This window comes from Brytella acorum (genome assembly GCF_029309905.1).
GTDB classification, from domain to species: domain Bacteria; phylum Pseudomonadota; class Alphaproteobacteria; order Acetobacterales; family Acetobacteraceae; genus Brytella; species Brytella acorum.
Genome location: NZ_JARBJP010000006.1, coordinates 54,994 through 81,880 on the forward strand (window position 1 = coordinate 54,994; position 26,887 = coordinate 81,880).

Annotated in this window: 24 protein-coding genes; 10 read left to right on the forward strand and 14 right to left on the reverse strand. The window is 61.1% G+C overall.

Annotation, left to right across the window (positions count from 1 at the left end):
* Positions 1–94 precede the first annotated feature (94 nt).
* Positions 95–1,120 carry a GTPase ObgE gene (obgE, locus tag PWM43_RS10730; RefSeq protein ID WP_289842506.1) on the forward strand — a complete coding sequence of 342 codons (1,026 nt, stop codon included), beginning with the start codon at positions 95–97 and terminating at the stop codon, positions 1,118–1,120.
* Complete coding sequence (gene proB / locus PWM43_RS10735; RefSeq protein WP_289842507.1) at positions 1,117–2,262, forward strand: glutamate 5-kinase; 1,146 nt, start codon at positions 1,117–1,119, stop codon at positions 2,260–2,262. The genes obgE and proB overlap by 4 nt, the downstream gene beginning before the upstream one ends.
* A gap of 42 nt (positions 2,263–2,304) precedes the next feature.
* On the opposite strand, the gene PWM43_RS10740 is transcribed toward proB, so the two are convergent.
* Together PWM43_RS10740 and PWM43_RS10745 are read right to left on the reverse strand one after the other, a co-directional pair.
* Positions 2,305–3,132 (reverse strand): hypothetical protein, encoded by an 828-nt coding sequence (locus PWM43_RS10740; RefSeq protein WP_289842508.1) that lies wholly within the window; start codon positions 3,130–3,132, stop codon positions 2,305–2,307.
* A gap of 126 nt (positions 3,133–3,258) precedes the next feature.
* Positions 3,259–3,525: a DUF2312 domain-containing protein gene (locus tag PWM43_RS10745; RefSeq protein WP_289842509.1), complete on the reverse strand. Its 267-nt coding sequence runs from the start codon at positions 3,523–3,525 to the stop codon at positions 3,259–3,261.
* Between the two features lie 258 nt (positions 3,526–3,783).
* Between PWM43_RS10745 and zwf the strand changes: the two genes are divergently transcribed.
* Both zwf and PWM43_RS10755 read left to right on the forward strand, forming a co-directional pair.
* Positions 3,784–5,256: a glucose-6-phosphate dehydrogenase gene (gene zwf / locus PWM43_RS10750; protein WP_289842510.1), complete on the forward strand. Its 1,473-nt coding sequence runs from the start codon at positions 3,784–3,786 to the stop codon at positions 5,254–5,256.
* A gap of 20 nt (positions 5,257–5,276) precedes the next feature.
* Entirely contained in the window at positions 5,277–5,750 is a 474-nt protein-coding gene (locus PWM43_RS10755) for a hypothetical protein (RefSeq protein ID WP_394356069.1), read from the forward strand.
* Between the two features lie 148 nt (positions 5,751–5,898).
* Here PWM43_RS10755 and PWM43_RS10760 read toward each other — a convergent pair whose 3' ends face one another.
* The 3 genes from PWM43_RS10760 to PWM43_RS10770 all read right to left on the reverse strand — a co-directional run bounded on the left by PWM43_RS10760 (position 5,899) and on the right by PWM43_RS10770 (position 8,347).
* Positions 5,899–6,675: an RNA methyltransferase gene (locus PWM43_RS10760; protein ID WP_289842511.1), complete on the reverse strand. Its 777-nt coding sequence runs from the start codon at positions 6,673–6,675 to the stop codon at positions 5,899–5,901.
* Positions 6,672–8,027 (reverse strand): cysteine--tRNA ligase, encoded by a 1,356-nt coding sequence (gene cysS, locus PWM43_RS10765; RefSeq protein ID WP_289842512.1) that lies wholly within the window; start codon positions 8,025–8,027, stop codon positions 6,672–6,674. The genes PWM43_RS10760 and cysS overlap by 4 nt, the downstream gene beginning before the upstream one ends.
* Positions 8,028–8,137: 110 nt before the next feature.
* On the reverse strand, positions 8,138–8,347 hold the full coding sequence (locus PWM43_RS10770; protein WP_289842513.1) for a hypothetical protein: 210 nt from the start codon (positions 8,345–8,347) through the stop codon (positions 8,138–8,140).
* Between the two features lie 171 nt (positions 8,348–8,518).
* On the opposite strand from PWM43_RS10770, the gene PWM43_RS10775 reads away from it, so the two are divergent.
* Complete coding sequence (locus tag PWM43_RS10775; RefSeq protein WP_289842514.1) at positions 8,519–9,961, forward strand: MATE family efflux transporter; 1,443 nt, start codon at positions 8,519–8,521, stop codon at positions 9,959–9,961.
* Here the strand turns inward: PWM43_RS10775 and hpnK are convergent.
* From hpnK to PWM43_RS10795, 4 genes are all read right to left on the reverse strand, one after another.
* Complete coding sequence (gene hpnK / locus PWM43_RS10780) at positions 9,924–10,796, reverse strand: hopanoid biosynthesis-associated protein HpnK (protein ID WP_289842515.1); 873 nt, start codon at positions 10,794–10,796, stop codon at positions 9,924–9,926. The two genes, PWM43_RS10775 and hpnK, sit on opposite strands and share 38 nt — an antisense overlap.
* A 1-nt stretch (position 10,797) precedes the next feature.
* On the reverse strand, positions 10,798–12,222 hold the full coding sequence (gene hpnJ / locus PWM43_RS10785) for a hopanoid biosynthesis associated radical SAM protein HpnJ (protein ID WP_289842516.1): 1,425 nt from the start codon (positions 12,220–12,222) through the stop codon (positions 10,798–10,800).
* 74 nt (positions 12,223–12,296) lie between these two features.
* Positions 12,297–13,475, reverse strand: a complete 1,179-nt coding sequence (gene hpnI, locus PWM43_RS10790) for a bacteriohopanetetrol glucosamine biosynthesis glycosyltransferase HpnI (protein ID WP_289842517.1) — start codon at positions 13,473–13,475, stop codon at positions 12,297–12,299.
* 89 nt (positions 13,476–13,564) lie between these two features.
* Positions 13,565–14,227, reverse strand: a complete 663-nt coding sequence (locus tag PWM43_RS10795) for an ABC transporter substrate-binding protein (protein ID WP_289842518.1) — start codon at positions 14,225–14,227, stop codon at positions 13,565–13,567.
* Positions 14,228–14,655: 428 nt separating this feature from the next.
* Between PWM43_RS10795 and hpnH the strand changes: the two genes are divergently transcribed.
* Positions 14,656–15,843 (forward strand): adenosyl-hopene transferase HpnH, encoded by a 1,188-nt coding sequence (gene hpnH / locus PWM43_RS10800; protein WP_289842519.1) that lies wholly within the window; start codon positions 14,656–14,658, stop codon positions 15,841–15,843.
* Between the two features lie 165 nt (positions 15,844–16,008).
* Positions 16,009–17,301: a hemolysin family protein gene (locus PWM43_RS10805; protein WP_289842520.1), complete on the forward strand. Its 1,293-nt coding sequence runs from the start codon at positions 16,009–16,011 to the stop codon at positions 17,299–17,301.
* A 37-nt stretch (positions 17,302–17,338) separates the two neighbouring features.
* Here PWM43_RS10805 and PWM43_RS10810 read toward each other — a convergent pair whose 3' ends face one another.
* Together PWM43_RS10810 and PWM43_RS10815 are read right to left on the reverse strand one after the other, a co-directional pair.
* Positions 17,339–19,231, reverse strand: coding sequence for a transglycosylase SLT domain-containing protein (locus PWM43_RS10810; RefSeq protein WP_289842633.1), 1,893 nt, complete (start codon positions 19,229–19,231; stop codon positions 17,339–17,341).
* Between the two features lie 243 nt (positions 19,232–19,474).
* Complete coding sequence (locus PWM43_RS10815) at positions 19,475–20,281, reverse strand: uracil-DNA glycosylase (protein ID WP_289842521.1); 807 nt, start codon at positions 20,279–20,281, stop codon at positions 19,475–19,477.
* 105 nt (positions 20,282–20,386) lie between these two features.
* On the opposite strand from PWM43_RS10815, the gene PWM43_RS10820 reads away from it, so the two are divergent.
* The 3 genes from PWM43_RS10820 to PWM43_RS10830 are packed head-to-tail and all read left to right on the forward strand — an operon-like array spanning position 20,387 to position 23,523.
* Positions 20,387–22,195, forward strand: coding sequence for a tetratricopeptide repeat protein (locus PWM43_RS10820; protein WP_289842522.1), 1,809 nt, complete (start codon positions 20,387–20,389; stop codon positions 22,193–22,195).
* Positions 22,196–22,200: 5 nt separating this feature from the next.
* Positions 22,201–23,091 (forward strand): 4-(cytidine 5'-diphospho)-2-C-methyl-D-erythritol kinase, encoded by an 891-nt coding sequence (locus PWM43_RS10825; RefSeq protein ID WP_289842523.1) that lies wholly within the window; start codon positions 22,201–22,203, stop codon positions 23,089–23,091.
* A gap of 39 nt (positions 23,092–23,130) precedes the next feature.
* The gene (locus tag PWM43_RS10830) at positions 23,131–23,523 is read left to right on the forward strand and encodes a hypothetical protein (protein ID WP_289842524.1); all 393 of its coding nucleotides are present in this window, start codon (positions 23,131–23,133) and stop codon (positions 23,521–23,523) included.
* Between the two features lie 54 nt (positions 23,524–23,577).
* Here the strand turns inward: PWM43_RS10830 and PWM43_RS10835 are convergent, their stop codons facing one another.
* The 3 genes from PWM43_RS10835 to PWM43_RS10845 all read right to left on the reverse strand — a co-directional run bounded on the left by PWM43_RS10835 (position 23,578) and on the right by PWM43_RS10845 (position 26,885).
* Complete coding sequence (locus tag PWM43_RS10835; RefSeq protein ID WP_289842525.1) at positions 23,578–24,570, reverse strand: SDR family oxidoreductase; 993 nt, start codon at positions 24,568–24,570, stop codon at positions 23,578–23,580.
* A 19-nt stretch (positions 24,571–24,589) separates the two neighbouring features.
* Positions 24,590–25,168: a YqaA family protein gene (locus PWM43_RS10840; RefSeq protein WP_289842526.1), complete on the reverse strand. Its 579-nt coding sequence runs from the start codon at positions 25,166–25,168 to the stop codon at positions 24,590–24,592.
* A gap of 109 nt (positions 25,169–25,277) precedes the next feature.
* On the reverse strand, positions 25,278–26,885 hold the full coding sequence (locus PWM43_RS10845) for an ATP-binding protein (protein ID WP_289842527.1): 1,608 nt from the start codon (positions 26,883–26,885) through the stop codon (positions 25,278–25,280).
* Positions 26,886–26,887 lie beyond the last annotated feature (2 nt).

Sequence of the window (26,887 nt, forward strand, 5' to 3'; positions counted from 1 at the left end):
GTCCCTGGGACGCGGGCTTGAGGCCGGGCCGCAAGGACCGGCCTTTTTTCTTTTGAGCTCGCGCATCGATCGTCGGGCCAGCACGGACATAGTGATGAAGTTCCTCGATCAGGCCAAAATTTACGTGCGTTCGGGCGATGGCGGGGACGGCGTTATTGCGTTCCGGCGCGAGAAATACATTGAATTCGGTGGTCCTGACGGTGGGAACGGTGGGCGTGGTGGCGACATCATTTTTCGTGCGGTCCCGAACCTGAACACGCTGATCGATTTTCGCTATACCCAGCACTTTCGCGCGCGGAAAGGCGGTAACGGAGCGGGATCGGACAGGACGGGCGCGGGCGCTGAAAACGTGATCATCAATGTTCCGATCGGAACGCAGATCTTCGACGAAGACCGTGAGACAATGCTCGCCGATCTCGATATTCCGGGCAAAGAGGTGACGCTGTGCAAGGGCGGTGATGGCGGATTCGGCAACGCGACCTACAAAACCAGCACCAATCGTGCGCCGCGTCGCGCGGACAAGGGATGGCCGGGCGAAGAACGATGGGTATGGCTGCGCCTGAAGCTCATCGCCGATGTCGGGCTGGTCGGATTGCCGAATGCCGGGAAGTCCACGCTCCTGTCCGTCTGTTCGCGTGCGCGTCCCAAGATCGCCGATTATCCGTTCACCACGCTTCATCCCCAATTGGGGGTCGTGCGCATTTCCGGAACGGAAGAGTTCGTCATAGCCGATATTCCCGGTCTGATCGAAGGGGCGAGCGAGGGGGCGGGCCTCGGAGACCGTTTTCTCGGACATGTCGAACGATGCGCGATGCTGCTGCATCTCCTCGACGGTACGGAAAGCCAGTTGGTTCGGAATTATCGACTGATCCGTGGCGAGTTGCATGCCTATGCCGAAACGCTCGCGATGAAACCTGAGTTTATCGTCTTGAACAAATGCGATGCCCTGACCGCGACACAGATTACGGCGAAGCGCCGAGCCCTGGAAAAAGCATCGGGGGCACCGGTTTTCCTCCTTTCAGGGGTCACCGGAGCGGGCCTTCCGGAGTTGCTTAGGGCCGTTCAGGACAAAGTGACCGCCGCGCGGCAGGAAGAAAAAGCGGGTATCGTTGGGGCATGACGGACATTGCGGCCGCCGCAAATCCGCTCGCGGGGTCGCGTCGGGTCGTCGTCAAGATCGGTAGTGCGCTGCTGGTCGACGTGAAGAACGCCGTGCTACGCGAAGCTTGGCTGGAAAGCGTCTGTAAGGATATCGTCCGCCTGCGTCGTTCCGGAATGGAGGTTGTCGTCGTTTCGTCCGGCGCGATCGCATTGGCGCGGGCCACGCTCGGTTTAGTCGGACGGCGTCTGCGGCTCGATGAGAAGCAGGCTGCGGCCAGTGTTGGCCAGATTCGCCTGGCTCAAGCCTGGTCCGGCGCGCTGAAGCAACATGATATCGTCGCAGCCCAGCTTTTGCTGACGCCCGACGATACGGAGATACGCGCACGTCATCTTAACGCGCGCGCGACGATCCAGACGTTATTGGCGCTGGGTTGCGTGCCCGTCATCAACGAAAACGATGCTGTCGCGACAACGGAAATGCGTTTCGGCGACAATGATCGCCTCGCAGCGCGCGTTGCGCAGATGATCGACGCGGATGGCGTTGTGCTGTTGTCCGATATCGACGGCTTATATACGGCGGATCCACGTCTGGACCCGCGGGCCGAGCATATCGGGCTGGTGGAGCGCCTTACCGACGATGTCATGAAAATGGGGGGCGCGCCGCCTCCTGGTTACTCTTCAGGCGGAATGCATACCAAGCTTCTGGCCGCTCGGATTGCGACGGCAGCCGGTGCCTGGATGGCCATTGCACAGGGCCAGGGCGACCGTCCACTGGGGCGTCTTCTCGATGGTGAGCGATGCACTTGGTTTCGGCCTGCGGAAGAGAAAAATTCGGCGCGGAAGCGCTGGATTGCCAGTGGCCTGCATTCACGCGGTCGGCTGGTCGTCGATCAGGGCGCCTGCGAGGCTCTGCGACAGGGAGCGTCGCTGCTTCCGGCGGGGCTGAAGAGCGTCGAGGGAGATTTCGTCCGTGGTGACCTCGTTGCGATCGTGAATGAAGAAGGGTACGAATGCGGGCGTGGACTCGTGGAGTACGATGCTCGCGAGATCGCACGGCTTGCAGGTCATCGTAGCGACGAGATGGACGCGATTCTCGGATATCGCGGGCAGGCATGTCTTATCCATCGCGATGATCTGGTCATGAGCTCCGTCCGGGGCTGACAGCCATCATACGGACGGTGGAAACACTCCGGTATATTTAGATCACGGATGTGGAGGCCAGCGGAGGGTTGGCTCCGAGCGAGGACGTCCATCGCGCAGGCTCTCATCGGATCGACGACGGCGATCCTCTTCCGGTAGTGGCCGTGGTGACATTTCCTCACGACGACGCAACAGGTTCGGGTCCGTACTGACATCTGGAAGCGGCGAGAAGCTTGCGGGACGCGGCGGTGTGGGTGCTACAGGCGCATCCCATGTTGTAGCGGGGGGAGGACGAGGAGCTTCTCGCGCCGGTGGCGGCTCGAAATGCGTGGGACGCAGGATCTGGGTGACGTGATCTGGCGCGGGAAGATCTTCATAGGCCGGCATATCTTCGAAAGCGAAGGGTTGAGATGGCGGCTTCGAGGGTGGGGAGGCGCGATTCTGCGACATGTCTGAAGGTGTCGCCGAGCCGGTGGAACCGTGCGGCGATGGCTGCGCTCGCGCCCTCTGGGGTTCGGACGTCGGAACGGGATCTGCCCTATTCGACTCGGAAGCTCGATTCCACGGCATGGGCGCGTCGCGGTGAACAGGTTGAGGCGGCTGCCCAGTCATCGGGGCCGCATGTCTCTCCATTTTCTGTGGAGGATGCTGGACCGGGGCGTCGGCTGGCATTGGTGATACGGGGCGCGCATCGTCATGGCGGGATGCTCGCAGGCTCAGCGTGCGCAGCTCGGCCCGCAACTCACTCAGCTGAAGCTCGATTTCTTCCAGGCGCGGCTTCACGCCGAAGATTGCAAAAGGAAGGAGAAGAAACACCAGTCCAAGCGCCAGCCCCCCCAACATGAGGACGGACTGCGCCCAGAACGGCAACGCGGCGAAAAGTGGGTTCATGCCGCGATCTATGCGAATTTCGTGATGTCAGCCAAGTGTAAAGTGAAGAAAGCCCCGATGGCTCTTTCCAACACAGGACAGCGCGGAAGGAACGTAATGTGTCAGAGGGGCGTCAAGGATCTCGGCTTACATGCCGAGGGCGCGGCGATAGATATCCAGAAGGGTTTCCTGCTCTTCTACTTCGGCGGGCTCCTGCTTGCGCTGCCGGATGATCTGACGGATCACCTTGACGTCGAAACCTGCGGATTTGGCTTCCTGGAAAATGTCTTTGATGTCGCCTGCGAGCGCCTTGCGCTCCTCCTCCAGACGCTCGACGCGTTCGATAATGGAGCGCAGCCGGTCCGCTGCGACGCCGCCGACCGCAGCCTCATCATGGGGCGTTTCATTGTCCATTTGCGTCTCCTGTCCGTTCTTCAGATGAGTTCGAGCGCGGGCTTATCGCGCGGTTGTGTAGGCGGTCAATGGGGAAGGCCTGTGTCGCGATCTTGACACTGTTGCGTTTCAAGCGAAGTAGAAGGGCGCGACCATGACTGGAATATGACGTCAACTTCATAAATGGTCTGGAACTCCCCGGGCGCCCGCATCTTGGGTTGACCTGCATTTCGGGTTGATACGGGAGCGACCGGTTCCCCGACAGGAAAGGTTCTCATCATGAACGCAGCCCCACAGGTTGAGCCGTTCGATTATGTCATTTTCGGAGGGACGGGCGATCTTGCCATGCGCAAGCTCCTGCCTGCGTTCTATCACCGCTTTCTGGACGGCGATGTGCCCGATGGATGCCGCATCGTCGGCACGGCCCGTGCCCAACTCGATCGAGCCGGCTATCAGGCACGTATTCACGACGCGCTGAAGCAGTTCGTCGATCACGCGAGCTATGATGAAAAACGCGTCCGAAAGTTCCTCGAATGCGTGTTTTATCTCAGCCTTGACGGCTCCCGCGCGGACTCGGATTGGGACGGTCTTTCCGGCCTGCTCGAGGGCGGAGAGGACCGGGTCCGCGTTTTCTATTTCGCGACGGCGCCGCGTCTCTATGAACCCGCTTGTGCGAACCTGCATGAAAAGGGGTTCGTGACGGCCGGGAGCCGTGTTGTTCTGGAGAAGCCGATCGGAACCGATCTCGCCTCGGCGGAAGAGATTAATGCGGGCGTCGCGCGCTACTTTGACGAAAAGCATATTTTCCGGATCGATCACTATCTCGGCAAGGAGACGGTCCAGGACGTGCTCGCGCTGAGGTTCGCCAATCCGGTTTTCGAGGCCGTGTGGTCGGGCGAATATATCCAGTCGATCCAGATCACGGCCGCCGAGACGGTCGGAGTCGAGGCGCGTGCGGCCTATTACGATACCTCGGGCGCCACGCGGGATATGGTTCAGAACCACCTGCTGCAGGTGCTGTGTCTCTGCGCCATGGAAGCGCCGAAGTCCCTCGAAGCGGATGACGTCCGCGATGCGAAAGTCGCTGTCCTCAAGGCGCTCCACCCGATGACGGATGAAAGCGTGCGTTCCGATACGGTGCGGGCGCAGTACCAGAAGGGCGAGATAGCCGGGCATGCCGTTCCCGGATATCTTGAGGAACTGGGGCATCCCAGCCACACAGAGACTTATGTCGCTCTGCGGGCGGAAGTGGAGACGCCGCGATGGAAAGACGTGTCCTTCTACATTCGCACGGCGAAGCGGATGAAAGCTAAGACCAGCGAGATCGTTGTGACCTTCCGCGCGTCATCGAGCCAGCTTTTCCCGGGGGCGTCCCGCCCCAATATTCTGGTCATCCGCGTGCAACCCGACGAGGGGCTCTCCTATCGTCTCAGTGTCAAAGATCCTCAGGATGACACGTTCACGCTGCGATCCGCCGAAATGAATGTCGGTTTCCCCCAGCAGTTCGGTGTCCGGTATCCGGACTCCTATGAACGCCTCCTGCTCGATGCGGTGCGTGGCAATCCGATCCTTTTCATTCGGCGTGACGAGGTCGAGGCCGCCTGGCGTTGGATCGGTCCCGTGCTCGATGCATGGGCGCGGGACGTCGCGCCCATGTCGTCCTACGTAGCCGGAAGCTGGGGACCGGATGAAGCCACGAGGATGCTCGACCTTCACGGCGATGTCTGGCACGAAGCCATGGACGATATGTGAAATTGGCGGAGAAGACACAGTTGGCAGATCAGGACACCACAGCGAGACCCGGTCTCGGCGCTGGCCGTAAGGGTATACGTCCGCGCAAGCCGCGCACGCTGAAACAGCATCTGATACGTCGTCTTCTCGTCGTGATTCCAGCGTCCCTGTTGATGATCGTGGTGATGAAGACGGGCTGGCTCGATATGGCTGCCGATCGCCTGACGTTCAACAAACTCGCCTGGTTCGACAATACGAAGCTGGTCGAGCATCTGCGGGTGCTGGTGCGGCATAACGGCATGACGGACGAGCCCGCGCGATGCCTGGTGTTTCTCGTCAATGGCGATGATCCGCCGACCGCGATGCGGGTGGACGTGATGGCAAAGCATACCGAAGGCTGCCCGCATCCCGACAAGAAGCCGCAGCAGCTTTTCACGGTGCGGGTCGACAAGGTCGACCGTATTCTCACGACCGATGCGGGCTCGCCCGGTGTCTTTCACCCGATGGGTTCCTGACCGGGGCCGCGTTTCTGGGAGTCCGTTCCTGTGGTTTCCCTTTGTTCTTGGGAAACCACAGGCGATGAAGATTCTGGATTTTCGTCTTGCTCGGGATTTTTATTCAACCCGATGAGATCATCCGGTCGGAGGATGTTTGGCCCCGGGATCAGGACCGGCTTTTGCGTCCGCGTGAAAGCTCGGTGACCACGCCATGCAGCGTGCGCAGTTCCTGTTCCGTGACGTCTCCACGCTGAAACAGATGCCGCAGGTTGCGAATCATGCCGGGGCGCTTCTGTTCGTTGCGCAGAAAACCACATTCATCCAGATCGCGCGTCAGGTGGCCGAGGAAATTCTCGAGTTCGCCCTTGGTGGCAACATGCGTCTCATTGGTCATGAAATCGCGTGTCGGCGTTTCATCGCATGCCATCCACCACTCGTAAGCCATGATGAGAACGGCCTGTGCGAGGTTGAGGGACATGAAATCCGGGTTGAGCGGATAGCGGATCAGCGTATCGGCGCAGGCCATATCCTCGTTGTCGAGCCCGGCCCGCTCGGGGCCGAATAGCAGGCCGGTGCGCAGCTTCCGGTTGGCGCAGGCTCGAAGTTCGCTGGCGGCGCCGCGCGCGGTCATAACCGTTTTGACGATGTGACGCGGGCGAGGGCAGGTCGCCATCACCCGATGAAGATCGGCCACCGCGTCCGCCACCGTTTCATGTACGGTGGCGGCATCGAGAATGCGGTGAGCCCCTGAGGACGCGAACCAGGCGCGCTCCTGGGGCCAGCCATCGCGTGGCGCCACGAGGCGTAAATGAAACAGACCGCCATTGGCCATGGCGCGCGCCGTCGTGCCGACATTTTCCGCCAGTTGCGGGCGGACGAGAATGACGACCGGACTGTGCTCGCCAATGGGTCCGATATCCGCGCCGCCGTCACGCCCCGTCATGCGCGCCTCCAGGTCGTGCCCTGGGGGCCGTCCTCCAGCAGGATGCCCTGACTTGTCAGTTCGGCACGGATCTCGTCGGCGCGGGCGAAATTTCGCGTCTTACGGGCATCGATGCGCTCCTGGATGAGGCGTTCGATCGCGTCTTCGTCCGCACCGGCGCGAAACCAGTCATGCGGCGACTGACTGAAAAGACCCATCATGGCGCCACCGGCTTTCAAAGCCGATGAAGCTTCGACATCTCCCTGAATGGCGGCGTCAGCGAAAGGGTGGAGCGCCGAGATGGCAAGCGGTGTATTGAGATCGTCGCACAGGGCGGCCATGACGGCTTCGGGCACTGCCGCGCCTTCGAGAGGCGGGCTCCGCTCCAGCGCCCGATAGAAGCGATCCAGCGTTCGTTTGGCTTCGTCGAGTTTTTCCCATGTAAAGTCGAGTACGGAGCGATATTGCGTGCCGAGGTACAACAGGCGCAGTGCTTCCGCGGGCGCGCGGGTGATGGCCTGTCGGATCGTGTAGAAATTGCCCAGAGATTTCGACATTTTCTCACCGCCCGAAAGCAGCATCGCATTGTGCAGCCAGTGACGGGCGAACTGACTGCCGGGAAAGCAGCACAGGGACTGGGCACGTTCGTTTTCATGATGCGGGAAGATCAGATCGTCGCCACCACCGTGAATGTCGAAGGTTTCTCCGAGATAGCGATGGGACATTGCCGAACACTCGATATGCCAGCCCGGCCGGCCGCGGCCGTAAGGACTGTCCCACCCGGGTTGCTCATCCGTGGACGGCTTCCAGAGAACGAAATCTCCCGCATCGCGCTTGTACGGTGCCACCTCCACGCGGGCGCCAGCGAGCAGATCGTCGGGCGTGCGGCCTGAAAGTGCCCCATAGGTGGGGAAATCCCGCACGGAAAACAGAACGTGGCCCTCGGCTTCATAAGCATGGCCATTCGCGATGAGGCGCGCGATCATGTCGAGCATGTCGGCGATGTGATGCGTCGCCCGCGGCTCGATATCCGGCGGAAGGACGTTCAGTTCGGAAAGATCCGCATGGAAATTTTCCGTGGTCCGCGCCGTCAGCACCGAAATGTCTTCGCCGTTTTCTCTCGCCCGTTGGGAAATACGGTCATCGACGTCGGTGATATTGCGCACGAAAGTCACGCGCGGATACAGTTTGCGCAGCAGGCGTACAAGGATGTCCGCGCTCAGCATCGCCCTGAGATTGCCGATATGGGCGGCATCATAGACTGTCGGTCCGCAGTAATAAACGCGGACATGATCAGGGTCGATCGGCGTGAACCGCTCTTTGCGGCGCGCGTGGCTGTCGTGCAGTGTCAGGCTGAGGGCGGGGCTGTCCATGGTCGCGCCTAGATGCGCTACGCCGCCTTTCCGTGCAACAGTCTTTCTCCGTGAATAAGGCTCTGTTTCAGGGTTTTCGGAGACCGACCGGGAGCCTCAGCGGATGCCGATCATGCGTACGGCGTCGATGCGGACCAGAAACGCCCCCGGACTGCGGCGGTTGCGTCTGATTCCGGAGACCAGAGCATCGCCTGTGGCGCGATGCCCCGCGTGCGATCGACCGACGGCGCCAGGGAAGCGGGGCGTCCCACCCAGACCGTCACGGCAACGACAATGACCGCGATGATGATCGCGATCGTGATGATCCGATATCGTGACATGATGACCTCCACTGCCTGACGCCTGTATTGAACGCGCTTGCAACGGGCGGCCTTCGCTGAAAGTTTGGCTGGCATGAAACGAAATACTGCATACGCATGAGGTGCAGGGCAGGCATGCGCCCGTCTCGTCATTACTGGCTAAGGTCGTAGCGATCTGCGAAAACCCCCGTCATGTCCGATATAACTCACGCCGAGCCCATGGCCTCTCGGGTCGCCGCACCGCGAATCAGTCAGGAGTTGAGGCAGATCGTGGGCATCGCGCTCCCGCTCAGCCTGTCTCAGCTCAGCGAAATGGCGATGGGCATTACCGATGCCCTGCTGCTCGGGAGGCTCGGGGCCACCGCTCTGGCTGTCGGTGGTCTCTCGACGTCGCTGTTTTTCGTTGTGCTCGTGACATTCCAGTCCGGACTTAGCGGCGTCAGCGTCCTGATCGCCCGTGCGCGCGGAGAAGCACATCATGCAGCCGGGCAGCAGACCGATGGCGCTGCGGAGGAGCGCGTGCTGTCCGGCGTCGTATGCGCGGGGCTGTTGTTGGCCTGCGTCTTCTGTCTGCCGATGGCGCTGCTCCTCGGCCAGATCAAGCCGATTCTGCATGCTTTCGGCGAACCTCCCGAAGTCATAGCCCTTGTCTCCGACTTCATGCATCGCCTGATGCTGGCGTTACCGCCCTATCTGGCGGTGATCGGGCTTCTGCGCGTGATTCTGCCGGCGTTCGGCTATGCGACGTTGTTGCTCTGGACGATGCCGGTCATGGCGGTGCTCAACGGGCTGACCAATGCGGGCCTGATTTATGGGCTCGTCGGGTTGCCGCGTCTGGGACTGTTCGGCTCCGCGACAGCGACGGCCTTGACCGGATGGGCCGTCGCCCTCGTTCTTCTGGGCGTGGCGATGTCCCGCACGAAACTCAGGCCGCATCTGCGCCTCTCGATCCCGGACTGGGGCGCCTTGAAAGAAATGGTCGCGCTTGGTTTGCCCATGATGTTTGCGACCGGAGCGGAGGTGACTGCGTTTCAGGTAACCGGACTCCGCGCCGGGCATTACGGAACGGCGGCGCTCGCGGCTCACCAGGTCGCGCTGAGCGTTACATCCACGTTGTTCATGGTGAATCTGGCGCTGGCCCAGGCCGCCAATGTGCGCGTCGCTTTCTGGATCGGCGCCCGGCGGGTGGAGCAGGCCCGCAACGCGGCGATCGGCGCGATCGGTTCGGCCATATCATGGAGCATGATCAGCGGGGCGGTCCTGCTGCTGTTTCCTGGGATGATCTGCCGCCTCTATCTACGTCCGGACACGCCAATGGGCGTGGAATCGCTGCACGTTGGAGTCCAGATTCTACGGATCGCCGCGCTTTACCAGATTTTCGACGGCATACAGGTCACATGCGCGGCGGCGCTTCGGGCCTATGACGACACGGTTCTGCCGATGCTCATGATCATAGGCAGTTACGGACTGGTCACATTGCTGGGCGGAGGCTGGCTGGCCGACTCGATGGGGTTGGGCGTGCTCGGCCTGTGGTATGGTCTTGCGGGCGGTCTGACGATGGTGGGTATCGTTCTGCCGATCCGGCTATGGCTTCGTTTCAGGCGCGAGATGCGGCGTCCCAGATTGCCAGCCTGACGTGGTTCGCCGTGACGGCGTTCCTGAACAGTGGAGAGGTAAGAGCAGCCAGTTCTCCACGATGATCGTAATCCGGCATCAGGGACTGGAGTAGCTCGTTCTTCGCCGTGGCCGGATGAAAGTAGATTTCGGACAGGCCCGGCGGAAGATGTGCCGTAAGATCCGCCACCCGGCCCGCGGTCATATGGCCACTCCAGGCGATGCCGAAGCACCAGTCGTTGGTCGTCATGCCCGCGCGGCGGATCTGTCCCCGCAAGACGCCGCACCACCGTCGAAGGGCAGCGGCGCCGAGCGTGTCGAACCGGGTTTCAACGGCGGCGAGCGGGGCGGGCGGCTCGATCGGAAGGCGAACATGGCGCAAACCGAACTCGGCGCCTGTTCGGATGAGATAACGTCCGACGGTCGGATGCAAATGCATGTGCTTGTGTGCGTTCGCATGATCGAGAGTCAGGCCCGAAAAGGCGAAGGCCCGGAATTGCGCTTCGATCTCGCGTCGGAGCGCGTGCCGCGCGACGGGATTGAAAAAGTAATCGACGCCGAGGCCAAGCTGGCTGCGCCCCAGCTCTCCATCCGCATCGGTGATGCTCGGGATCGCGGCGTGCGGAAGCGTGGCCTCGCCCTCGATCGTTACGAGATGAAGGCCGACCCGGAGATCGGGCAGACGCTTCGCCCGTTTGACGGCGTCCACGCTGGCAGGTCCAGCCACCATGAGGCTGGCCGTGGAAAGCAGGCCATCGCGATGGGCGATCTCGATGGCCTCGTTCACCTCTTCGCTAAGCCCGAAATCATCGGCCGAAACGATGAGGCTCCTCGTCGATGATCGTATCGGCGACATATCAGGCGGCGTGACGGTCTTTCAGGAACTGGAAGAATTCGACGCCCTCGCGCAGGCGGCGCTTCATCATCTGCGGACTGCGCACCATCTCACCCACGATGGAGGCGATCTTCGGCGCGCGGAAATAGAACTTCCGGTAGAAATCCTCAACCGAGCTGAAGATCTCTGTGTGCGACAGATGCGGATAGTGCAGCGGCGCGATCTGCACGCCGTGCTCATCGATCAGCTCGGCTTCGCTCTCGTTGAACCAGCCGTTCTCGGTCGCCTGCTTGTGCAGGAATGTGCCGGGATAAGGGGCCGCGAGGGAAACCTGCAGGGTATGCGGGTTGATGTCCTTCGCGAATCGGATGGTTTCCTGGATGGTCTCCTTCGTCTCGCCGGGAAGGCCGACGATGAAGGTGCCATGGATCTTGATGCCGAGCTCGTGGCAGTTCTTCGTGAACTCGCGGGCAACCTCGACGCGCAGACCCTTCTTGATGTTATGCAGGATCTGCTGGTTGCCGCTCTCATAGCCGACGAGCAGAAGACGCAGACCATTGTCCTTCATGATCTTCAGCGTGCTGTAGGGCACGTTGGCCTTGGCGTTGCACGACCAGGTCACGCCGAGCTTGCCCATTTCGCGCGCGATGGCTTCGGCGCGGGGAAGATCGTCCGTGAAGGTGTCGTCGTCGAACATGAACTCTCTGACTTGCGGAAAATACTGTTTCGCAAGGCGGATTTCAGCGGCGACGTGTTCCGGGCTGCGCGTGCGGTAGCGATGGCCACCCACCGTCTGGGGCCACAGGCAGAACGTGCAGCGCGACTTGCATCCGCGACCCGTATAGATCGAGATGTAAGGGTGCATCAGATAGCCGATGAAGTAGTCGTTGATGTTCAGGTCGCGTTTGTAAACCTCGGTGACGAAGGGCAGGCTGTCCATGTCCTCGATCATGGCGCGGTCGCGGTTGGCGGTCACGACGCCCTCCTTGTTGCGCCAGGTGATGCCATCGACGTCCTTGAGATCGCGCCCTTCGGCGATTTCCTTGATCGTGAAGTCGAATTCGTTGCGCGCGACGAAATCGATGGGGCCGCCCTGGGCCATGCTTTCGTCGGGCTGTACCGCGACCTTCGCGCCAACCATGCCGATCGTCAGGTTCGGATTGGCATCCTTGAGCATCTGCGCCACGCGCACGTCGGATGCGAAAGACGGTGTCGAGGTGTGCATGACCACGAGATCGCGATTCATGACGTCCTTGAGAATCGGCTCCATGCCCATCTTGGCGGGAGGGGCATCGATCAGGCGCGAGCCGTCGACCATCGCTGCGGGCTGCGCCAGCCAGGTCGGATACCAGAATGAGCGGATTTCCCGTTTGGCCTGATAACGGGATCCAGCGCCGCCGTCGAAACCATCAAACGAGGGGGGCTGAAGAAAGAGAGTGCGCATCATGAACAGGTATTCCTAACTGGGCGGGCGGAGATGGCGCCCTTGCGAATGGTCTCTGGTCAGTTCCAAAAAGCTTTTTAATCGCCTGGCTCGAGAGGCTGTCTCAAATTCGTGACAGGTACGTGACGCTCGATATGGAGCGTCTGCCCTCTCCACGCAACCTCCTTGCCGCGTGCGCTTCCGACCATGATCGCTGCGGAAATCCATTCCCGGAGAGGAAGCAGCGGCAGCATCGCCCAGGCAGGCACGGCCGTTGCGATATTGACGCCGATCGCCGTCATGGCCCGGATCAGCCAGACCGTCCCGAAAAATACCCAGGCCCAGCGGGCGTCATGACAGCACAGAAGTGTCAGAGTCGCCCAGAACAGGGGAAGCTGGATGGCCGACATGCCATATCCGACGGGCTCCAGGTTTTTGACGGTCCGCCCCCATCGCAACTCGTGCAGAAGGAGTTCGCGCATCGAAGATTCGCCAATGGTCGTCCAGGTGAGGCAAGGGGCAAGTGCAATGTCGAGGTCCAGGGCCCGGACGGCATGTCCGAGCACGGCGTCATCCGCGACGTGGTCCACCAGAGCTTCAAGGCCTCCGATCTGCTCCAGAATCTCGCGGCGTAACGCCATGGTCGCGCCCAGGCAGTCGCGCCGTCCGAGAAGGCGCGACATCATGACACCGGGGAGGAAGTTATGATTGATCTGGATGGCCCCCATCTCGCGCACGAGCGTCTTGCTGGCCGGGAGGCCTGCATAAAGCGTCGTGACGAGGCCAACCTGGGGAGATTCGAGGGTGCGGACGATGTCGCGGAGATAATGGGGGCCGGCATGGATGTCGGAGTCGGATATGACCAGCACGTCGTGCCGTGCGAAGGCATACATATTGATGAGATTGCCGACTTTTCGGTTGATACCATGCTGCTGCGGGTCGATCACAAGTGTGATGTCGCGTGTGGGATACCGTGCCTGCAGGGCGCGGACATGAGAGATCGCGGTGTCCTCGGTGCTTTGCACGCCGAAGACGATCTGGAGATGTGGGTAATCCTGCCGACAGACACTTTCGAGCGCCTCCGAAAGCAGGGGCTCGTCCCCGTGAAGGGGTTTGAGGATCGTGACGGCTGGCAGGTTTGAAGCGTCAGGGCACGGCGGACGTTTTTCCTGCCAGCGGAATCGGGACAGGAGAAACGAACCGATGATCGCCTGACCGCAACCTGCGACCGAGATGAGCGCGGCCGCGCCGCCGAGCCATGTCAGGAAACTGGGCAAGAGAACGTCGCAGTCAGCATGGCCGACCGTTCACTCATGAACGAAAACCGTTTCAGGTTAGGGCGTAGGCGGGCAAGAGGGGACATCCCTCAGTCATTCATCAGCTTGTGGGCTTTGGTGCTCAGTTGGCCAGCCAGCGCGTCGGCACCGCCGGTCGAAAGCGTGTGACTGAATTCGGAACGTTGGGCGGCTACCTGGCTCACGCGCTTGTTATAGAGGACGTCCACGATGCGGTAGCCGCCATCGCCCGGCTTCATGACGTAATTGATGGCGACCGGAGCATCGGTCGCGCTTCCGATCGTTGTCGTCACCACGGTGCCGCCGCCGATCGCAGCCGGAGCCGTCACCGGCGCCACGGTAAACTGGGCGCCCGCGCCGGGCTTGAAGCTCGAGATGTAGCGGGCAATCGTATATTCCCGGAAAGCCGCCAGAAGTTTCTGTTTTTCGGCGTCTGACAGGGACGCGTATCCCATGCCCACTGAACCCTTCAGAATGGAAGGAAGGTCGAAGACCTGGTCGACCACGGGTCCGATGACGCCGGCTCGCGTGGCGACGGCGCCTGCTTTGGGCGCCTCTATGGTCTGGAGCGCGGCGTAGAGGTTTGAAATGGCCGTGACGGCTTCGCTATCGCTGGCCTGAGCGCGGGCGGTGACAGAAGCGCTGCCCAAAACTGCAAGACTCAGGGTGGCAATCGCGAACAGGCGGTATGTGGCGCGCCCGTTGCTCGTCTCAGGGCTGTTTGTCTTCGTCATGCCGAAGTCCCTCGGTTCTTTTGATGGCTCTGGGCACCGGTATGACCGTGCCAGACACTGTTTCCTGATCGGATATACACCGGGAAACGGCTGATGAAACTGCCCCCGGCGGAGCCTCTCTGACCTGTGGCTCATATACCACAGCGAATACTGCCCTTTATGCAGGTCATTGAGAACGGTCGGGGTGTGCGTATATAAGGGCGGAAATATGTAGGGTCCCGTGCATGGGGGTGTCCAATTTGTAATAATGTCATGGACATCTTGCAGCTAAGCCTCGAACGCTCTTTGTTATTGCGTATCGAGGTGATAATGCCCATGCCTCGGGCATAAGTTATGACGAATGGACGCGCGTCGCCGCACTGGGTTCCCCTGTGGTGTCTTTAAAGTCGGCAACACCTGCCGCGTCGGGCGTAGGAGCAAAAAAATACATGGCCGTTCCTTTGATGCAGGCCGTCCGGGTCGGACGTTACGTGGTCAAACAGCACCTGATTGGTCGGAAACGGTATCCGCTGGTGCTGATGCTCGAGCCTCTGTTTCGCTGTAACCTCGCCTGCGCCGGCTGCGGCAAGATCGATTATCCCGCGCAGCTTCTGAACCAGCGCCTGAGCCTTCAGGAATGTCTGGATGCGGATGCTGAATGCGGTGCGCCGGTTATCGCGATTGCCGGCGGTGAGCCTCTTCTGCACAAGGAGATGCCGGAAATCGTCAAGGCGCTGGTCGCGCGTAGAAAATATATCTATCTGTGCACGAACGCCCTCCTTCTGGAAAAGAAGCTCGACGATTACGAGCCGTCGCCCTTCTTTTCATGGGACGTCCATCTCGATGGCGACAAGATGATGCACGATTCGTCGGTGTGTCAGGATGGCGTGTTCGAGCGTGCGACAGCGGCCATCCGAGCCGCCAAAGCGCGCGGTTTCCGCGTTTCGATCAACTGCACGCTTTTCGACGGCGCTGATCCCAAGCGTGTTGCGGCCTTCTTCGATGAGGTCATGGCGATGGGCGTTGATGGCGTGATGACAGCGCCCGGCTATGCTTATGAACGTGCACCGGATCAGGAGCACTTTCTCAACCGCCAGAAGACGAAGCAGCTCTTCAGAGACATCTTCCGTCTCGGCAAGGGCAAGAAGTGGCGCTTTACGCAGTCGCCGCTCTTCCTGAACTTTCTTGCGGGCAACGAGAACTACCATTGCACCCCCTGGGGCAAACCGCTGCGGACGGTCTTCGGCTGGCAGCGCCCCTGCTATCTGTTGGGTGAAGGCTACGCCAAGAGCTTTCGTGAGCTGATGGATGACACGGCGTGGGATCAGTATGGCACTGGCGCCTACGAAAAATGCGCCGACTGCATGGTTCACTCCGGTTATGAGTCAACCGCCGTCATGGATGCGGTGCGCCGTCCGTGGCACATCGCGAAGGTCGCGCTCTTCGGTCCCGAAACCGAGAAGCCGATGGTGCCGGAAATTTCGCTCGCCAACCAGCGGCCTGCCGAATATCGTTATGAGCAGCAGGTTGAAAGCCAGATGAGTGAACTGGCTTCCCGCAAGCCGGCGCGTGGTCCGCGTGTGCGTGTGCACAAGGCCGCCGAAGCGGACGAGGTGATCGCGGATGCTGCGGATTGATCCTCTCTTTGTAACCGAATGAGATTAAAGAAGCCCGGCATGACTTTCATGCCGGGTTTTTTTCTGGGTTTTTCCAGCTTCTGTCATACGTTCGAATGCCTGACGGTATCCCCGCGATGGCTCCTCGACTAGGTAAGGACAGACCCGTTTAAAGCGTATGGACCGATGCTCACACCTATCCTGATTATTTGCCTGCTGATCGCCCTCAATGCCGTATTCGCCATGGGCGAAATGGCGCTGATTTCGGCCAAGCGGCCACGGCTCGAAGCACTCGTAAAAAGGAATGTGCGAGGGGCGGATCGCGCTCTGCGTCTGTCAGATGACCCCCACGCCTTTCTGCCGACCGTACAGATCGGCATGACGCTTGTTTCCATTCTTGAAGGTGCGTTCGGCGGCAGTCAGATCGAGGAGGATCTGGCGCGTTTTATCGCCCGCATACCCGTCTTCCGACCGTTCGCGAGTGACCTGGCTATCGTGATCGTGGTTGTGATCATCACTTTCGCCATGCTCGTCTTCGGCGAACTCGTTCCCAAGCAGATCGCCCTCCAACAACCCGAGCGTATCGCGTCACGACTGTCTTTCCTGCTCGTGGGGCTGTCGCAGGCGGCCCGACCCATTGTGCAACTTCTCAGCGGAACGTCGTCGCTCGTCCTTAGACTGATCGGTGTCGGCCCGTTACAGCGTTCTGCGGTGACCGAGGAAGAACTTCGAGCTGTGCTGATCGAAGGTGCCCAGGCTGGCGTGCTGGAGGCCGAGGAGCGTGTCATGATCGAACGTCTCCTGCGGATGGCGGATCGTCCGGTGCGAGCCATCATGACTCCGCGCAACGAACTGTTCTGGGTGGATCGCAATGCCACGTCGGATGAACTGATTGCCAAACTCCGTCAGTCAACCTTTACGCGGATCGTCGTCTGCGACGGCGATGTCGACCACCCGGTTGGTGTCCTGCTCGTGCGCGAAATCCTGCATCGTCTGCTTCAGAACCTGCCGGTTCTGATTGGAGCCTCCCTGCGCGCGCCGATGACGGTTCCCGACAGTCTGCGAGCGCAGGACATGATCGAACGCATGCGGGGTTCCGACCTTGGGATCGCCTTCGTACTTGATGAATATGGTTCGTTCGAGGGGATCGTGACTCCGTCCGACCTGTTCGAAGCCATTGTCGGTGATGAGCGCCGCGAACACCAGACGCCTGAACAGGAAGTTTCCGAACCAAAGGACGAGTACATCCTGGACGGTTTCATGCCGGCGGACGAGCTGAAGGATGTGCTCGGTCTCACCGATCTGCCCGCCGCGGGCAGCTATCATACGCTGGGCGGCTTCATGCTGGCCCTGCTCAGGCGTGTTCCGGCTGTCGGAGACAAGATTGTTTTCGGTGGTTGGCTTTTTGAGGTGCTCACAATGGAGCAGAGACGGGTCATCCGGGTGCGGGCAAGCCGACAGCCATTGGCGGCAAACTGATTTTGAGCAGGGCGCGGCGTGGAAGCCGCCGTCGTGTCTAATGAAGCGTCACACCCGCTCGTGCCGAAGTTCGTTCTTCCGCGAATTGCGGCCATTCCGCGTGGGCCAGCCTATGCAGCGATGGTGTGGGCAGACTCAGCTTCGCTGCATAGATCCATGTATACATCAGGGCGCGCCGGACATAATCGCGGGTTTCCACGATGGGAAGCGTTTCCAGGAACATGAGCGGGTCGGTGAGGCCGCCGTCATGCGAGAGCTGCTCCCAATGTCCCAGGGCATTGGGACCTGCGTTGTAGGCCGCGAGAACGTGGATGAGGTCGCCGAAACGCGCCGGATCGTGAGATGGCTCCGTAAGCGTCGCCAAGTATAGCACGTAGAGCTGTCCGATCTCGAGATTGAGAGACGGATTGTGAAGGCGGCTGATGATGTCCGCGGGAACGTTCACGATCGTATTGCCGTGAGAGTCGTAGGTCTGTTTTGGAGAGGTTACAAAACTCGCGGTCAGCGGACGAATCTGCATGAGGCCGTGAGCGCCCGCGCTGGACGCGGCACCAGCGTCGAAATTCGATTCCAGCCGGGTGAGGGCGTAAATCAGTGCCGGATCGACGCGGAAGCCATGTCGCGGGTGCAGAGGCGGCAGAGGAAAGTCGGACCGATTGGGCGGCGTGCCGGACCGTGCCGCCAGAATGGCATCGACCTGTTGTGCGAAACTGTCCATGCCTGCTGCTGCGGCGACAAGCTGAACCGACCGGCACAAGGCATTGTCGCGAGAGATGTGAGGCCACATGTTGCGCAACGCAGATTCCGCCCGCGCGGTTTCACCAACCTGCAGAAGAGCGAAAACTCGACGCCCCTGCGGCGTGGCGGCCACGGCCTCCACGTCAATTTCAGCGAGTACGGGGGCCGGGCTGTCGGAAACGGCAGCTCCGCTGCTGGCGGAAAGAGAGCGTGCTTTCGGACGCTGTCCGAGCGCCTCGTGAGCCAGCATACCGTAGAACGTATCCGGCACTGAGGCGGCGTGGTGAAGCCAGAGAGACGCCAGCTTCGGGGCTTCAAGCTTGCGCTCGCTGCGTGCCGCCCAGTAGGCCGCACCAGCGCGGACCGCGTCACTGCTCAGAGCGGCGTGCGCCGCATTGGTGAACATTTCAAGGGCGTTGCGGGTATCGCCCTTTCGCCAGGCGGCGAGGCCAGCCACATAGGCGGCCTGACCCAGACGCCTGTCCGTGCCCTCATAAGCCGTGCGGGCCGTCTCGTAAGCAAAGTCGCTTTCCCCGATCCCAAGCATTGCCAAGGCGATTTCGCTTCGCAGGGTGGCACCGTAGAGGGGAGTCATGCCCGGGGTCGTCTCGACCAGATGAAGAGCGCTGTTAGCGCCTTTCAGCCCCCAGGCGAGACGTTCCGTGACTGTGCGATCGAGCAGAGGGTTGCGCGTAAAAAGGTGAGCCGCCGGGTCGGTGTCGCCGTCCATTGGCGCCACCGTGACCGCCGGCGAGAGCGGGGTCACGAAATGGCGCGGCGGCACGCTGCCCTTGGGGGCAACCTGGAGGAGGCGCTCCTGTATGGCGGCCGCGTCCGCCAGATCCGGGTAGGCGCTCAGCCAGCCACGCAGTTCCGACGCTTCAGGGTGATAGGCGGGGCTCAGGTAGCGTTCCGCGAGAATATCGCCCAGGAGGGTCGGATCTTTGAGATTACGCGCTTTGATGCGCGCGAAATCAAACTGTCCTTCCCGCTGGATGCGCAGAATGTCCCGAACGGCCGCGGCATCGCCGGCGGAGAGCGGATGGGGAAGGCTTGCGCCCTCGCCATGGTCCGGCAGGCGTGGCACCGCGAACGCACTCTCTTCACTCTGCGCGCTATCGCGATCTGTCGGCGATTTGCTGTTTTTCAGGCTCTGTGCGCCAACCGGCGCCAGCGTCGTGCCCAAGATCATCACGCTTAACAGCATCGCACGGGCGCTATTGCCAAGAGTGAGTGATGAATAATTCCCTCGCATGGTGGGCGGGGAAATAGCCGGTTAAGAATTTTTTGGCAAGTCTTCTGCGTTTTGGCAGGGCAGCGCTCTCAGTCATTCTAGGCATAATGTTGCCATCTTACTAGAGGTGCGGCCGAAAAAAACGGCAGTTTTCGCAGGTTTTTTGCATGATTCGTCGGAGATGGTCCCGGCCAATGCCGTTCATGCCCCGAAGACCGGTAAATCGAGTGTTTCGGCAAGCAAAAGGAGGTCTTTCCACATGTCCCGGCGAGCGGCTGCACTGGTCCGAATCTGAAGCGGATGGCGCAGTCCAAGCGTGGGCACTGTGCCTAGCGAATCGATTCGCACGTCTGTCCACTTTCCCCGAACTCGCGCGGGAGAGGCCGTCTCACCCAGCAACATGCGTATCGCGGTTCCTCCGAGCACCACGAGCCGCCGGGGGCGAATCAGGGCAATCGCGCGTTCGAGCGCCGGACGGCCGTAACGCATTTCCAGGGGTGAAGCGTCCCGGCCGCCGGGAGGACGCCAGGGCAGGGCCGCCATGCGTGACTGCGCGGCGATGTTCAGCCCGATGGTTCCCAGAAGCTGGCCCAGAAGCTCCGATGTCTCTCCTGCCAGCGGAATGCCGCTACGATCCTCATCGGCATTCGGCGTCTCGCCGATGATCATGAGGTTCGAGCCGGGCACATGGATCGGAAGGACGGGATGCGTCGCCGTCCGTGCCAGCGGGAAATCGCTGACCGCCCGTATGATCGCCGCCAACTCCTCCAATGAGGATGCGCGTGCAAATCTCCGATCGTCATCGGCGTCCTGCTGAGGCACGCGAGACGCCGACGATACCACCGACGCGGTGGGGGGAGGCGCGGGGATGACGCGACGAAGGGAGACTTCGCCGAACCGGGAGATTCCCTCCTCGTCGAGCGCGCAGTCTACGCCCCAGTCGAGATACTGGCGCAGCAAGGTCAGAGCCTCGCTGTCATGCAGGCCGGAATCTGGAAGGGAGATCATTGCATGCAAACCTGGATTGCGCGGAAATCTTGTCGCGCCATTGGAACGCGTCGAGCCGAAAGCCGGTATGTTTGGCCTCAGGCACGGAACAGTTTAGGTTGAGGCATGATGCAAACCAAGTCTTCGTGTCGACAGCTGATATCGCTTGGCGCGGCTTTTGCTCTGTGCTGGGCGATTCCGGTGCAGGCTGGAGCGCTGCCAGGGGGCAAGCCGGTCCAGTCGAGCAGGATCGCGGACGAAGCGCCCCTCTCGTCGTCTCTGACAGGCAATGTGCTCGCCGCCGTCGTCTTTATGGAACGGCGGGATGTTTCCAATGCCGATATCGCGCTTTATCAGGCCGTAAAAGCGGGCATGACCGATCCGCCATTCATTTTCATGGCGATGCGGACGGCGGCGATCGATGCCGGACCGGAAGCGGCGCAACGGGCGGTCGAACTGGCGGCCATGTTGCCGGATGGTAACATGGTCCAGATCCTGCGGGGCAATGGCGCCGTCTATGCCGGACGTTGGGCGGAAGCTGAGCGGCTCTTCATGGCGCCCAGCGTCAATCCGGGTCTCATGGAACTTGCCAGTCCGGTGTTGCGGGCATGGAGTCGCTTCGGAGCTGGCAACCCGGCGGCTGCGATCGCGCTGCTTGAGCAGACGCATCAGATCGGCATCGTGGGTGCGATCAATGTCTTGCAGGCTGCGCGGATCGCGGCGTCTGCCAACGATCCGAGGACCGAAGCGCTTTTCAGACGCCTTCATGGCGCCGGATCAGGTTTGCCGCCGATGTTGGGGTACATTCTCGCGGTGCAGGAAGCCGACTGGCTTGCCGCGAAACATGACCCGGCCGGGGCGGAGCGCGTTCTGAAAAGCGCAGCCACGGACATACCGCCGCTGGCGCTGGTTCTCGAACATGTTCGCCCGAACGCGCAAAGGGTTCATGGGCTCACTGCGCGGCAGGGACTGGCGTCATATTATTTCGAATTGGCTTCGATGCTGGCCGACCCCGCTGATGCCCGATCGCCAGAGCATCGGCGGCCAGAGGACAGTGAGAAGAATGAATTCCGGCAAATGCTTTTGCGCCAGGCGATCTGGTTCATGCCGGATCTTGCCATCGCACGGATTTCTCTCGCCGAAGAGCTGCATCGTGAAAAACGTCTCGCGGAGGCGGAACCGTTGCTGGAGGGCGTCGCCGCCGATGATCCGCTATCACCGGTTGCTGATCAGGCGCTCGCATCCATCGCGCAGGAGCTTCGTGATCTCCCCGCTGCTCTGGCGGCCCTTCAGAGGCTATGCCGTTTCCAGCCGAAGGATGTGACCATACTGGCCGAGATTGGTGACATTCAACAGCAGCTCGGTCACTCCAGGGAGGCCATTGACGCTTTTACGGCCGCGCTTTCGGGCGTGTCGGGGATGAGAGCCGGAGTTTGGCCGCTCTATTTCGGGCGAGCACTGGCCTATGACGCTCTTGGAGAGCGGAGCAAGGCGCAGGCCGATCTGGCCCATGCGCTCGCCCTGGCGCCCAACGAACCCGAACTGCTCAATTATGCAGGCTATTCCGACGTTCTGCGTGGACGAAATGCCGAACAGGCCCTCGCACTGTTGAAGCATGCGACGGCTCTGGCGCCGGACAACGCGGAAATTCGTGACAGCTACGCCTGGGCCCTTCTCAAGCAAGCCGGGGATGTCGCCGCCGCCATGCCACTCTTCGTGAGTGCGGCGGACGCGCTGCCGACGGATCCCGAGATCGCTTACCATCTGGGTGTTGCCTATTGGTATCGGGGCAGACATCTGGAAGCCCGCGATCAGTGGAATCAGGCGCTCGGCTTTCATCCTGAGAAGTCGACGCAGGCGCTCATCGAAGCCGCTCTGGAAAAGGGACCGGGTCTGGATATTTTCGAAAAGAAGGCAGCTGTAAAAAAACAATGAAATCCATGAGTCTTCAAAGCCTCGCTCACGCGAAAATCAATCTCTACCTCCATATTACTGGACGCCGGTCTGACGGTTATCATGAACTCGATAGTCTGGCTGTTTTTGCACCAGCCGCAGACCGGCTCGTTCTCGAAGAGAGAGACGATTCAGACGGGGCAGCGTTTCTAACGATTGAAGGTCCCTTCGGGGCCGGCCTCGCAGCGGATGACTCCAACCTCGTTCTGCGCGCCGCGTCGGCTTTGCGCGAATGCTCGGCTTCGCCCGATCATCTGCCCGCCATCACGATGACGCTGGATAAACATCTGCCTGTGGCCTCCGGAATCGGTGGGGGTTCGGCGGACGCGGCAGCGGCACTGCGGCTGGTCGCGCGCGCCTGGGGACTGGAAAAGGTGGATCTCCAGACACTGGCCGCGAAGCTTGGCGCGGATGTGCCGGTATGTCTGGATCAGGTCCCACGCCGCATGAAGGGTGTCGGGGACATGCTTTCAGACGCACCGGCCATTCCCGACTGCGCGATACTCCTCGTCAATCCCGGTATCGCCGTGCCGACTCCATCGATTTTCAAACACTGGAAGGAGGCCTGCCATCGGTTCAGCCTAGCCCCGGAGCTGCCCGTGTCCTGGTCTGACTTCCCGGACATGCTCAGGACGTTGAAGCAGACCGAAAACGATTTGCAAGCCTCGGCCATTGCTCTTTATCCTGTGATTGGAAACGTGATCGACGCCATAGCGGTGCAACCGGGATGTGGCCTTGCTCGTATGAGCGGTTCGGGTGCCACATGTTTCGGCCTGTTTGGTAATGACGTCGATGCTCAGGCGGCGGCAAAGGTTCTGTCGAAGCGGGGCTGGTGGTGCGACGCTGGCATGCTTCACGGTGCATCTGTCGGATATTGAACGATTTTTCTTTCAGAATACGGTAATGGGGAGCGCGTCATGACCGCACGCATGATGGTCGAACTGAATGATGACGGCAAAAGCGCAAAATTGAATTTCCTCGAAGGGAGTGGCGTTTCGGGGACGATCAATCTTGATCCGCATCAGTTGACCCAACTCATCGCCAGCCTGGGAACCGTGCGTGAGGCGATCGCGGAAAAAGCGCCCCCTACGCCGATAGAAGGCGCGAAATTCAAGCCTGTTTATCGCACGAACTGGGCGCTTCAGATCGATGCTCTGACCGAGGGGTCCGTTTTCGCGTTTCAGCATCCGGCCTATGGACCTATCGGCGTCGTGTTCACGCCGCAGGACGCCCAGAAGCTGCTTTCGGGACTTCAGCGCCATCGCGCCATCGTGCACTCGACGCCCGACGCCGCGCGCCGACCAAGCTAAAGGCCAGCCAGGCTGCGGACCGAAACCTTCGGCGTCAGGCCGGGTTTTCGGCCCTCAGCTTCTGACGCGCCCCCGGACCAGCAGCGCGACGAGGGCCATGGCTGCGGTGATCAGGCCGAGACGAAGCGGAGCCGTCATCATGAGGGGCGGCGGCCCTTTGTCCTGATGGGGAATCCCTTCAAAAGCGCCATGAGCCGCAAAGGCGCCATCCAGACTGCCGTGAAAGTTGTCCGGCTGCTTCTCGTAGGGTTCGGAGGAATACTGGGCCTTGATGCCACGACGCCCGAGGAATCGGTCGCGAAGGGCTGGCGCAAGAGACTGAACGATCCCCGGCACGACGTGTCCGATACCGACCCAGACATCGCGGTGATGGCCGAATATGGCTTTCATGATCGCCTGAGCCGCCACCTCCGGCTCATAGACCCGTCCGACCGGAAGCAGAGCATGACCCGTGACGTTGCGCTGCCAGCCGAAACGCGGCGTATTGATGGACGGCAGGTGTACGACCGTAATGTCGATGCGGTCGTTGAGATGATGGATTTCGGGCCGCAGGCTGTCGCAGAACGCGGCAATCGCCGCATGCGCTCCCGCCACGATGGAATGGAAGGGCTGTCCGCGCAGCGCGTGGGACAGGCCGAGATTGACGATCGTTCCCGTACCGCGTGCGCGCATGCATTCGAGAGCCGCCTGCGTTCCGTAAACGCTGCCCAGATACGTGACTTCGGTGACGCGACGGATCGTGTCGTCGTCCAGCGAGAGAATGGGACCGACCGCCGAGAGACCGGCGGCATTCACCCAGACAGTGATCGGACCAAGCTCATCCTCGACATGTCGCGCCGCCGACCTGACCGCCGCAGCATCCGCGACATCCACCTGCAGCGTCGCCACACGGACGTTTTTGCCCGTGAGTTCGGCTGCGGCGTCTTGCAGGCGGGCCTCGTTGCGCCCGAGGAGCGCAATATCGAAACCGAGCGCGGCAAGAGCGCGAACCGTCGCCCGCCCGATGCCGGCTCCGGCGCCGGTAATGACCGCGATCTGTTTGGGCATGAGAGAGCTCCTCGGGCAGTCAGAAATATTTGAGTGCCAGGATACCGGCAATCACCAGGAAAAGGACCCCCAGAAGCACAAGTGTCAAGCGTCGTTCGATAAAGTCCTGGATGGGGGCACCAAACATCCTGAGCAGGCCCGCCACTAGGAAAAAGCGCGCGCCGCGCGTGACCACGCAGGCGGCGAGGAAGGGCAGCAGGGCGAAATGGGCGGCCCCTGCCGCGATCGTGACAATCTTGAAGGGAATGGGGGTGAGCCCCTTCACCAGAACGATGAGTACGCCGTAATGCACAAATCGAGCCTGAAGCGCCGCCAGTGTCGTTTCCGCGTGATACAGATGCACGATGGGCATGGCCACGACTTCAAGCAGAAAAGCCCCGATGCCCCATCCGGCGACCGCGCCCAGAACGCTTCCAGCCGTGCAGATCGCTGCGAGCGGCCACGCACGATCCCGCCGCGCCAACACCATGGGAATCAACATCAGATCGACGGGAACCGGGAAAATGCAGGCTTCCGCCGCAGCAATTATGAAAAGCCAGAGCGTCGCGTAGGGGGATGCCGAAAGGGCGAGCATCCGGTGATAAAGTCTATGAAACAAGATAGGCCGGTTCCGAGTGCGGCGACGGCGGCGTCCGACGTCCCGGGATATGGAGGGGCCACTGATCGCAGAAGTGGTGGATGTCTTCAAGGCGCGCCATTCGCGGTCATTATGCCAGAAGTTTGACGACGGCCCGCAATCCCAGCTTTGGACGGTTTTCCAGTCTCACGTCGCCGCCCTGTTCGCGAATGATACCTCGCGCAATGGCAAGGCCAAGGCCGCTGCCGCCTGTCTCGCGGTTACGACTTTCCTCCGCGCGAACGAAGGGTTCAAACATCCGTTCCAGTTCGTCTTCGGGCAGCCCCGGCCCGTGATCCTCAACCGTGACCACAGCGAAGCGTTCGCGCTGGCCCCGATGCGCGGCAGGGGGCGTCAGGACGATCTGCGCGCTGTCTCCATATTTCACGGCGTTGACGACCAGATTGGTTATGGCGCGCTTGAGGCCAAGGGGGCGCGCGCGAATTTTGACGGCCGCGGGCGCAGGCTCGAAAACGATGCTGTCGGCGAATTGAGGAAAGCTTTCCGCCACTTCGTCCGCGAGCGTCTGGATCAGGGCGTTGAGTTCGACATTGACCATCGGCTCCTGACGTGAAGTGTCGCGACCAAAGGCAAGCGTCGCCGCGACCATGCTTTCCATTTCGTCGAGATCGGCGAGAAACTTGTCGCGGAGATCGTCATCCTCGATGAATTCAGCGCGGAGCTTCAGGCGCGTGATCGGCGTGCGCAGATCATGGCCGATGGCCGTGAGCATGAGGGTGCGGTCCGAAACGAAACGCCGGATACGCGCCGCCATGTCGTTGAAAGCGATGGCGGCACGGCGGATTTCCGTGGGGCCACGCTCTGGAAGGGCCGGTGCATTGACATCGCGTCCCAGAGCCTCCGCCGCATGGGCTAAAGTGCCGACCGGCGCGATCAGTCTCTGAGTGCCCCACAGGATCATGGTGCCGCCGCAGATCGTCATGAGAGCGAACGCGATGAGAAATGTCGGTGAATCGAACGGGGTCGGTCTGTTGACCTTGAACTGTATGACCAGCCAGCCGCTTTTGTCCGGAAACTGGAGAGAGTAAATGTAGCGCCAGCTTCCTGCCTGATGACCCACGAGAATTTTTTGCGGCATCAGTCGCCGCGGAACCATCGGCGCATGCATCATGGGCGGCATGCCGTCCCCGAACGGAGCGCTCCGCTCATGGCTGTTGCCGAAAAATCCGAACGACAGGGGAGCGCGCGTATAGGCGTATGGTTTGGAAGTCGGTTCCATCGCGCCGATTGGATGACTCTGACCGAAAGTCGGGGCGTTATCCTCCGGTGGCCGACCGCTCTGGATCTGGGGGGGCGGACCGTGATGATCGAAGCCCGCGTCGCTCTGTCCTGGCGGGCCGGAAGGCCCCATGAAGGGAAAGCCTCCCATGTTTTGAGGCATCAGGGGAAGTTCGCGCCGGGGTTCGAGTGGATCGGGATTTTCGGAGAGGGTAACTTTGAAATTCGAGGGGAAGCCGAAAGCTTTCAATGCGGCTTCACGTGCGCCGGGTTCCAGTTCGACGACCGATCGATAGGCCACGAAGACCTGATGTTGTGACTCGCGAAGCTCGTTGCGACGCCCGAAATCCACGTGATCGAGGGCATGAATGGTCAGTCCGGCGGCCTGCGTGACGCACAGGCCGACGATCAAGAGAACGCTTGTGCGTGCCCGCAGGGATTGCGGGATAAAATGAGGCATCG

Coding starts and splice junctions, on each gene's coding strand:
- obgE (WP_289842506.1), top strand. CDS start 95: ATGAAGTTCCTCGATCAGGCCAAAATTTACGTGCGTTCGGGCGATGGC.
- proB (WP_289842507.1), top strand. CDS start 1,117: ATGACGGACATTGCGGCCGCCGCAAATCCGCTCGCGGGGTCGCGTCGG.
- PWM43_RS10740 (WP_289842508.1), bottom strand. CDS start 3,132: ATGAACCCACTTTTCGCCGCGTTGCCGTTCTGGGCGCAGTCCGTCCTC.
- PWM43_RS10745 (WP_289842509.1), bottom strand. CDS start 3,525: ATGGACAATGAAACGCCCCATGATGAGGCTGCGGTCGGCGGCGTCGCA.
- zwf (WP_289842510.1), top strand. CDS start 3,784: ATGAACGCAGCCCCACAGGTTGAGCCGTTCGATTATGTCATTTTCGGA.
- PWM43_RS10760 (WP_289842511.1), bottom strand. CDS start 6,675: ATGACGGGGCGTGACGGCGGCGCGGATATCGGACCCATTGGCGAGCAC.
- cysS (WP_289842512.1), bottom strand. CDS start 8,027: ATGGACAGCCCCGCCCTCAGCCTGACACTGCACGACAGCCACGCGCGC.
- PWM43_RS10770 (WP_289842513.1), bottom strand. CDS start 8,347: ATGTCACGATATCGGATCATCACGATCGCGATCATCATCGCGGTCATT.
- PWM43_RS10775 (WP_289842514.1), top strand. CDS start 8,519: ATGTCCGATATAACTCACGCCGAGCCCATGGCCTCTCGGGTCGCCGCA.
- hpnK (WP_289842515.1), bottom strand. CDS start 10,796: ATGTCGCCGATACGATCATCGACGAGGAGCCTCATCGTTTCGGCCGAT.
- hpnJ (WP_289842516.1), bottom strand. CDS start 12,222: ATGATGCGCACTCTCTTTCTTCAGCCCCCCTCGTTTGATGGTTTCGAC.
- PWM43_RS10795 (WP_289842518.1), bottom strand. CDS start 14,227: ATGACGAAGACAAACAGCCCTGAGACGAGCAACGGGCGCGCCACATAC.
- hpnH (WP_289842519.1), top strand. CDS start 14,656: ATGGCCGTTCCTTTGATGCAGGCCGTCCGGGTCGGACGTTACGTGGTC.
- PWM43_RS10805 (WP_289842520.1), top strand. CDS start 16,009: ATGCTCACACCTATCCTGATTATTTGCCTGCTGATCGCCCTCAATGCC.
- PWM43_RS10810 (WP_289842633.1), bottom strand. CDS start 19,231: ATGATCTTGGGCACGACGCTGGCGCCGGTTGGCGCACAGAGCCTGAAA.
- PWM43_RS10815 (WP_289842521.1), bottom strand. CDS start 20,281: ATGATCTCCCTTCCAGATTCCGGCCTGCATGACAGCGAGGCTCTGACC.
- PWM43_RS10820 (WP_289842522.1), top strand. CDS start 20,387: ATGATGCAAACCAAGTCTTCGTGTCGACAGCTGATATCGCTTGGCGCG.
- PWM43_RS10825 (WP_289842523.1), top strand. CDS start 22,201: ATGAGTCTTCAAAGCCTCGCTCACGCGAAAATCAATCTCTACCTCCAT.
- PWM43_RS10830 (WP_289842524.1), top strand. CDS start 23,131: ATGACCGCACGCATGATGGTCGAACTGAATGATGACGGCAAAAGCGCA.
- PWM43_RS10835 (WP_289842525.1), bottom strand. CDS start 24,570: ATGCCCAAACAGATCGCGGTCATTACCGGCGCCGGAGCCGGCATCGGG.
- PWM43_RS10845 (WP_289842527.1), bottom strand. CDS start 26,885: ATGCCTCATTTTATCCCGCAATCCCTGCGGGCACGCACAAGCGTTCTC.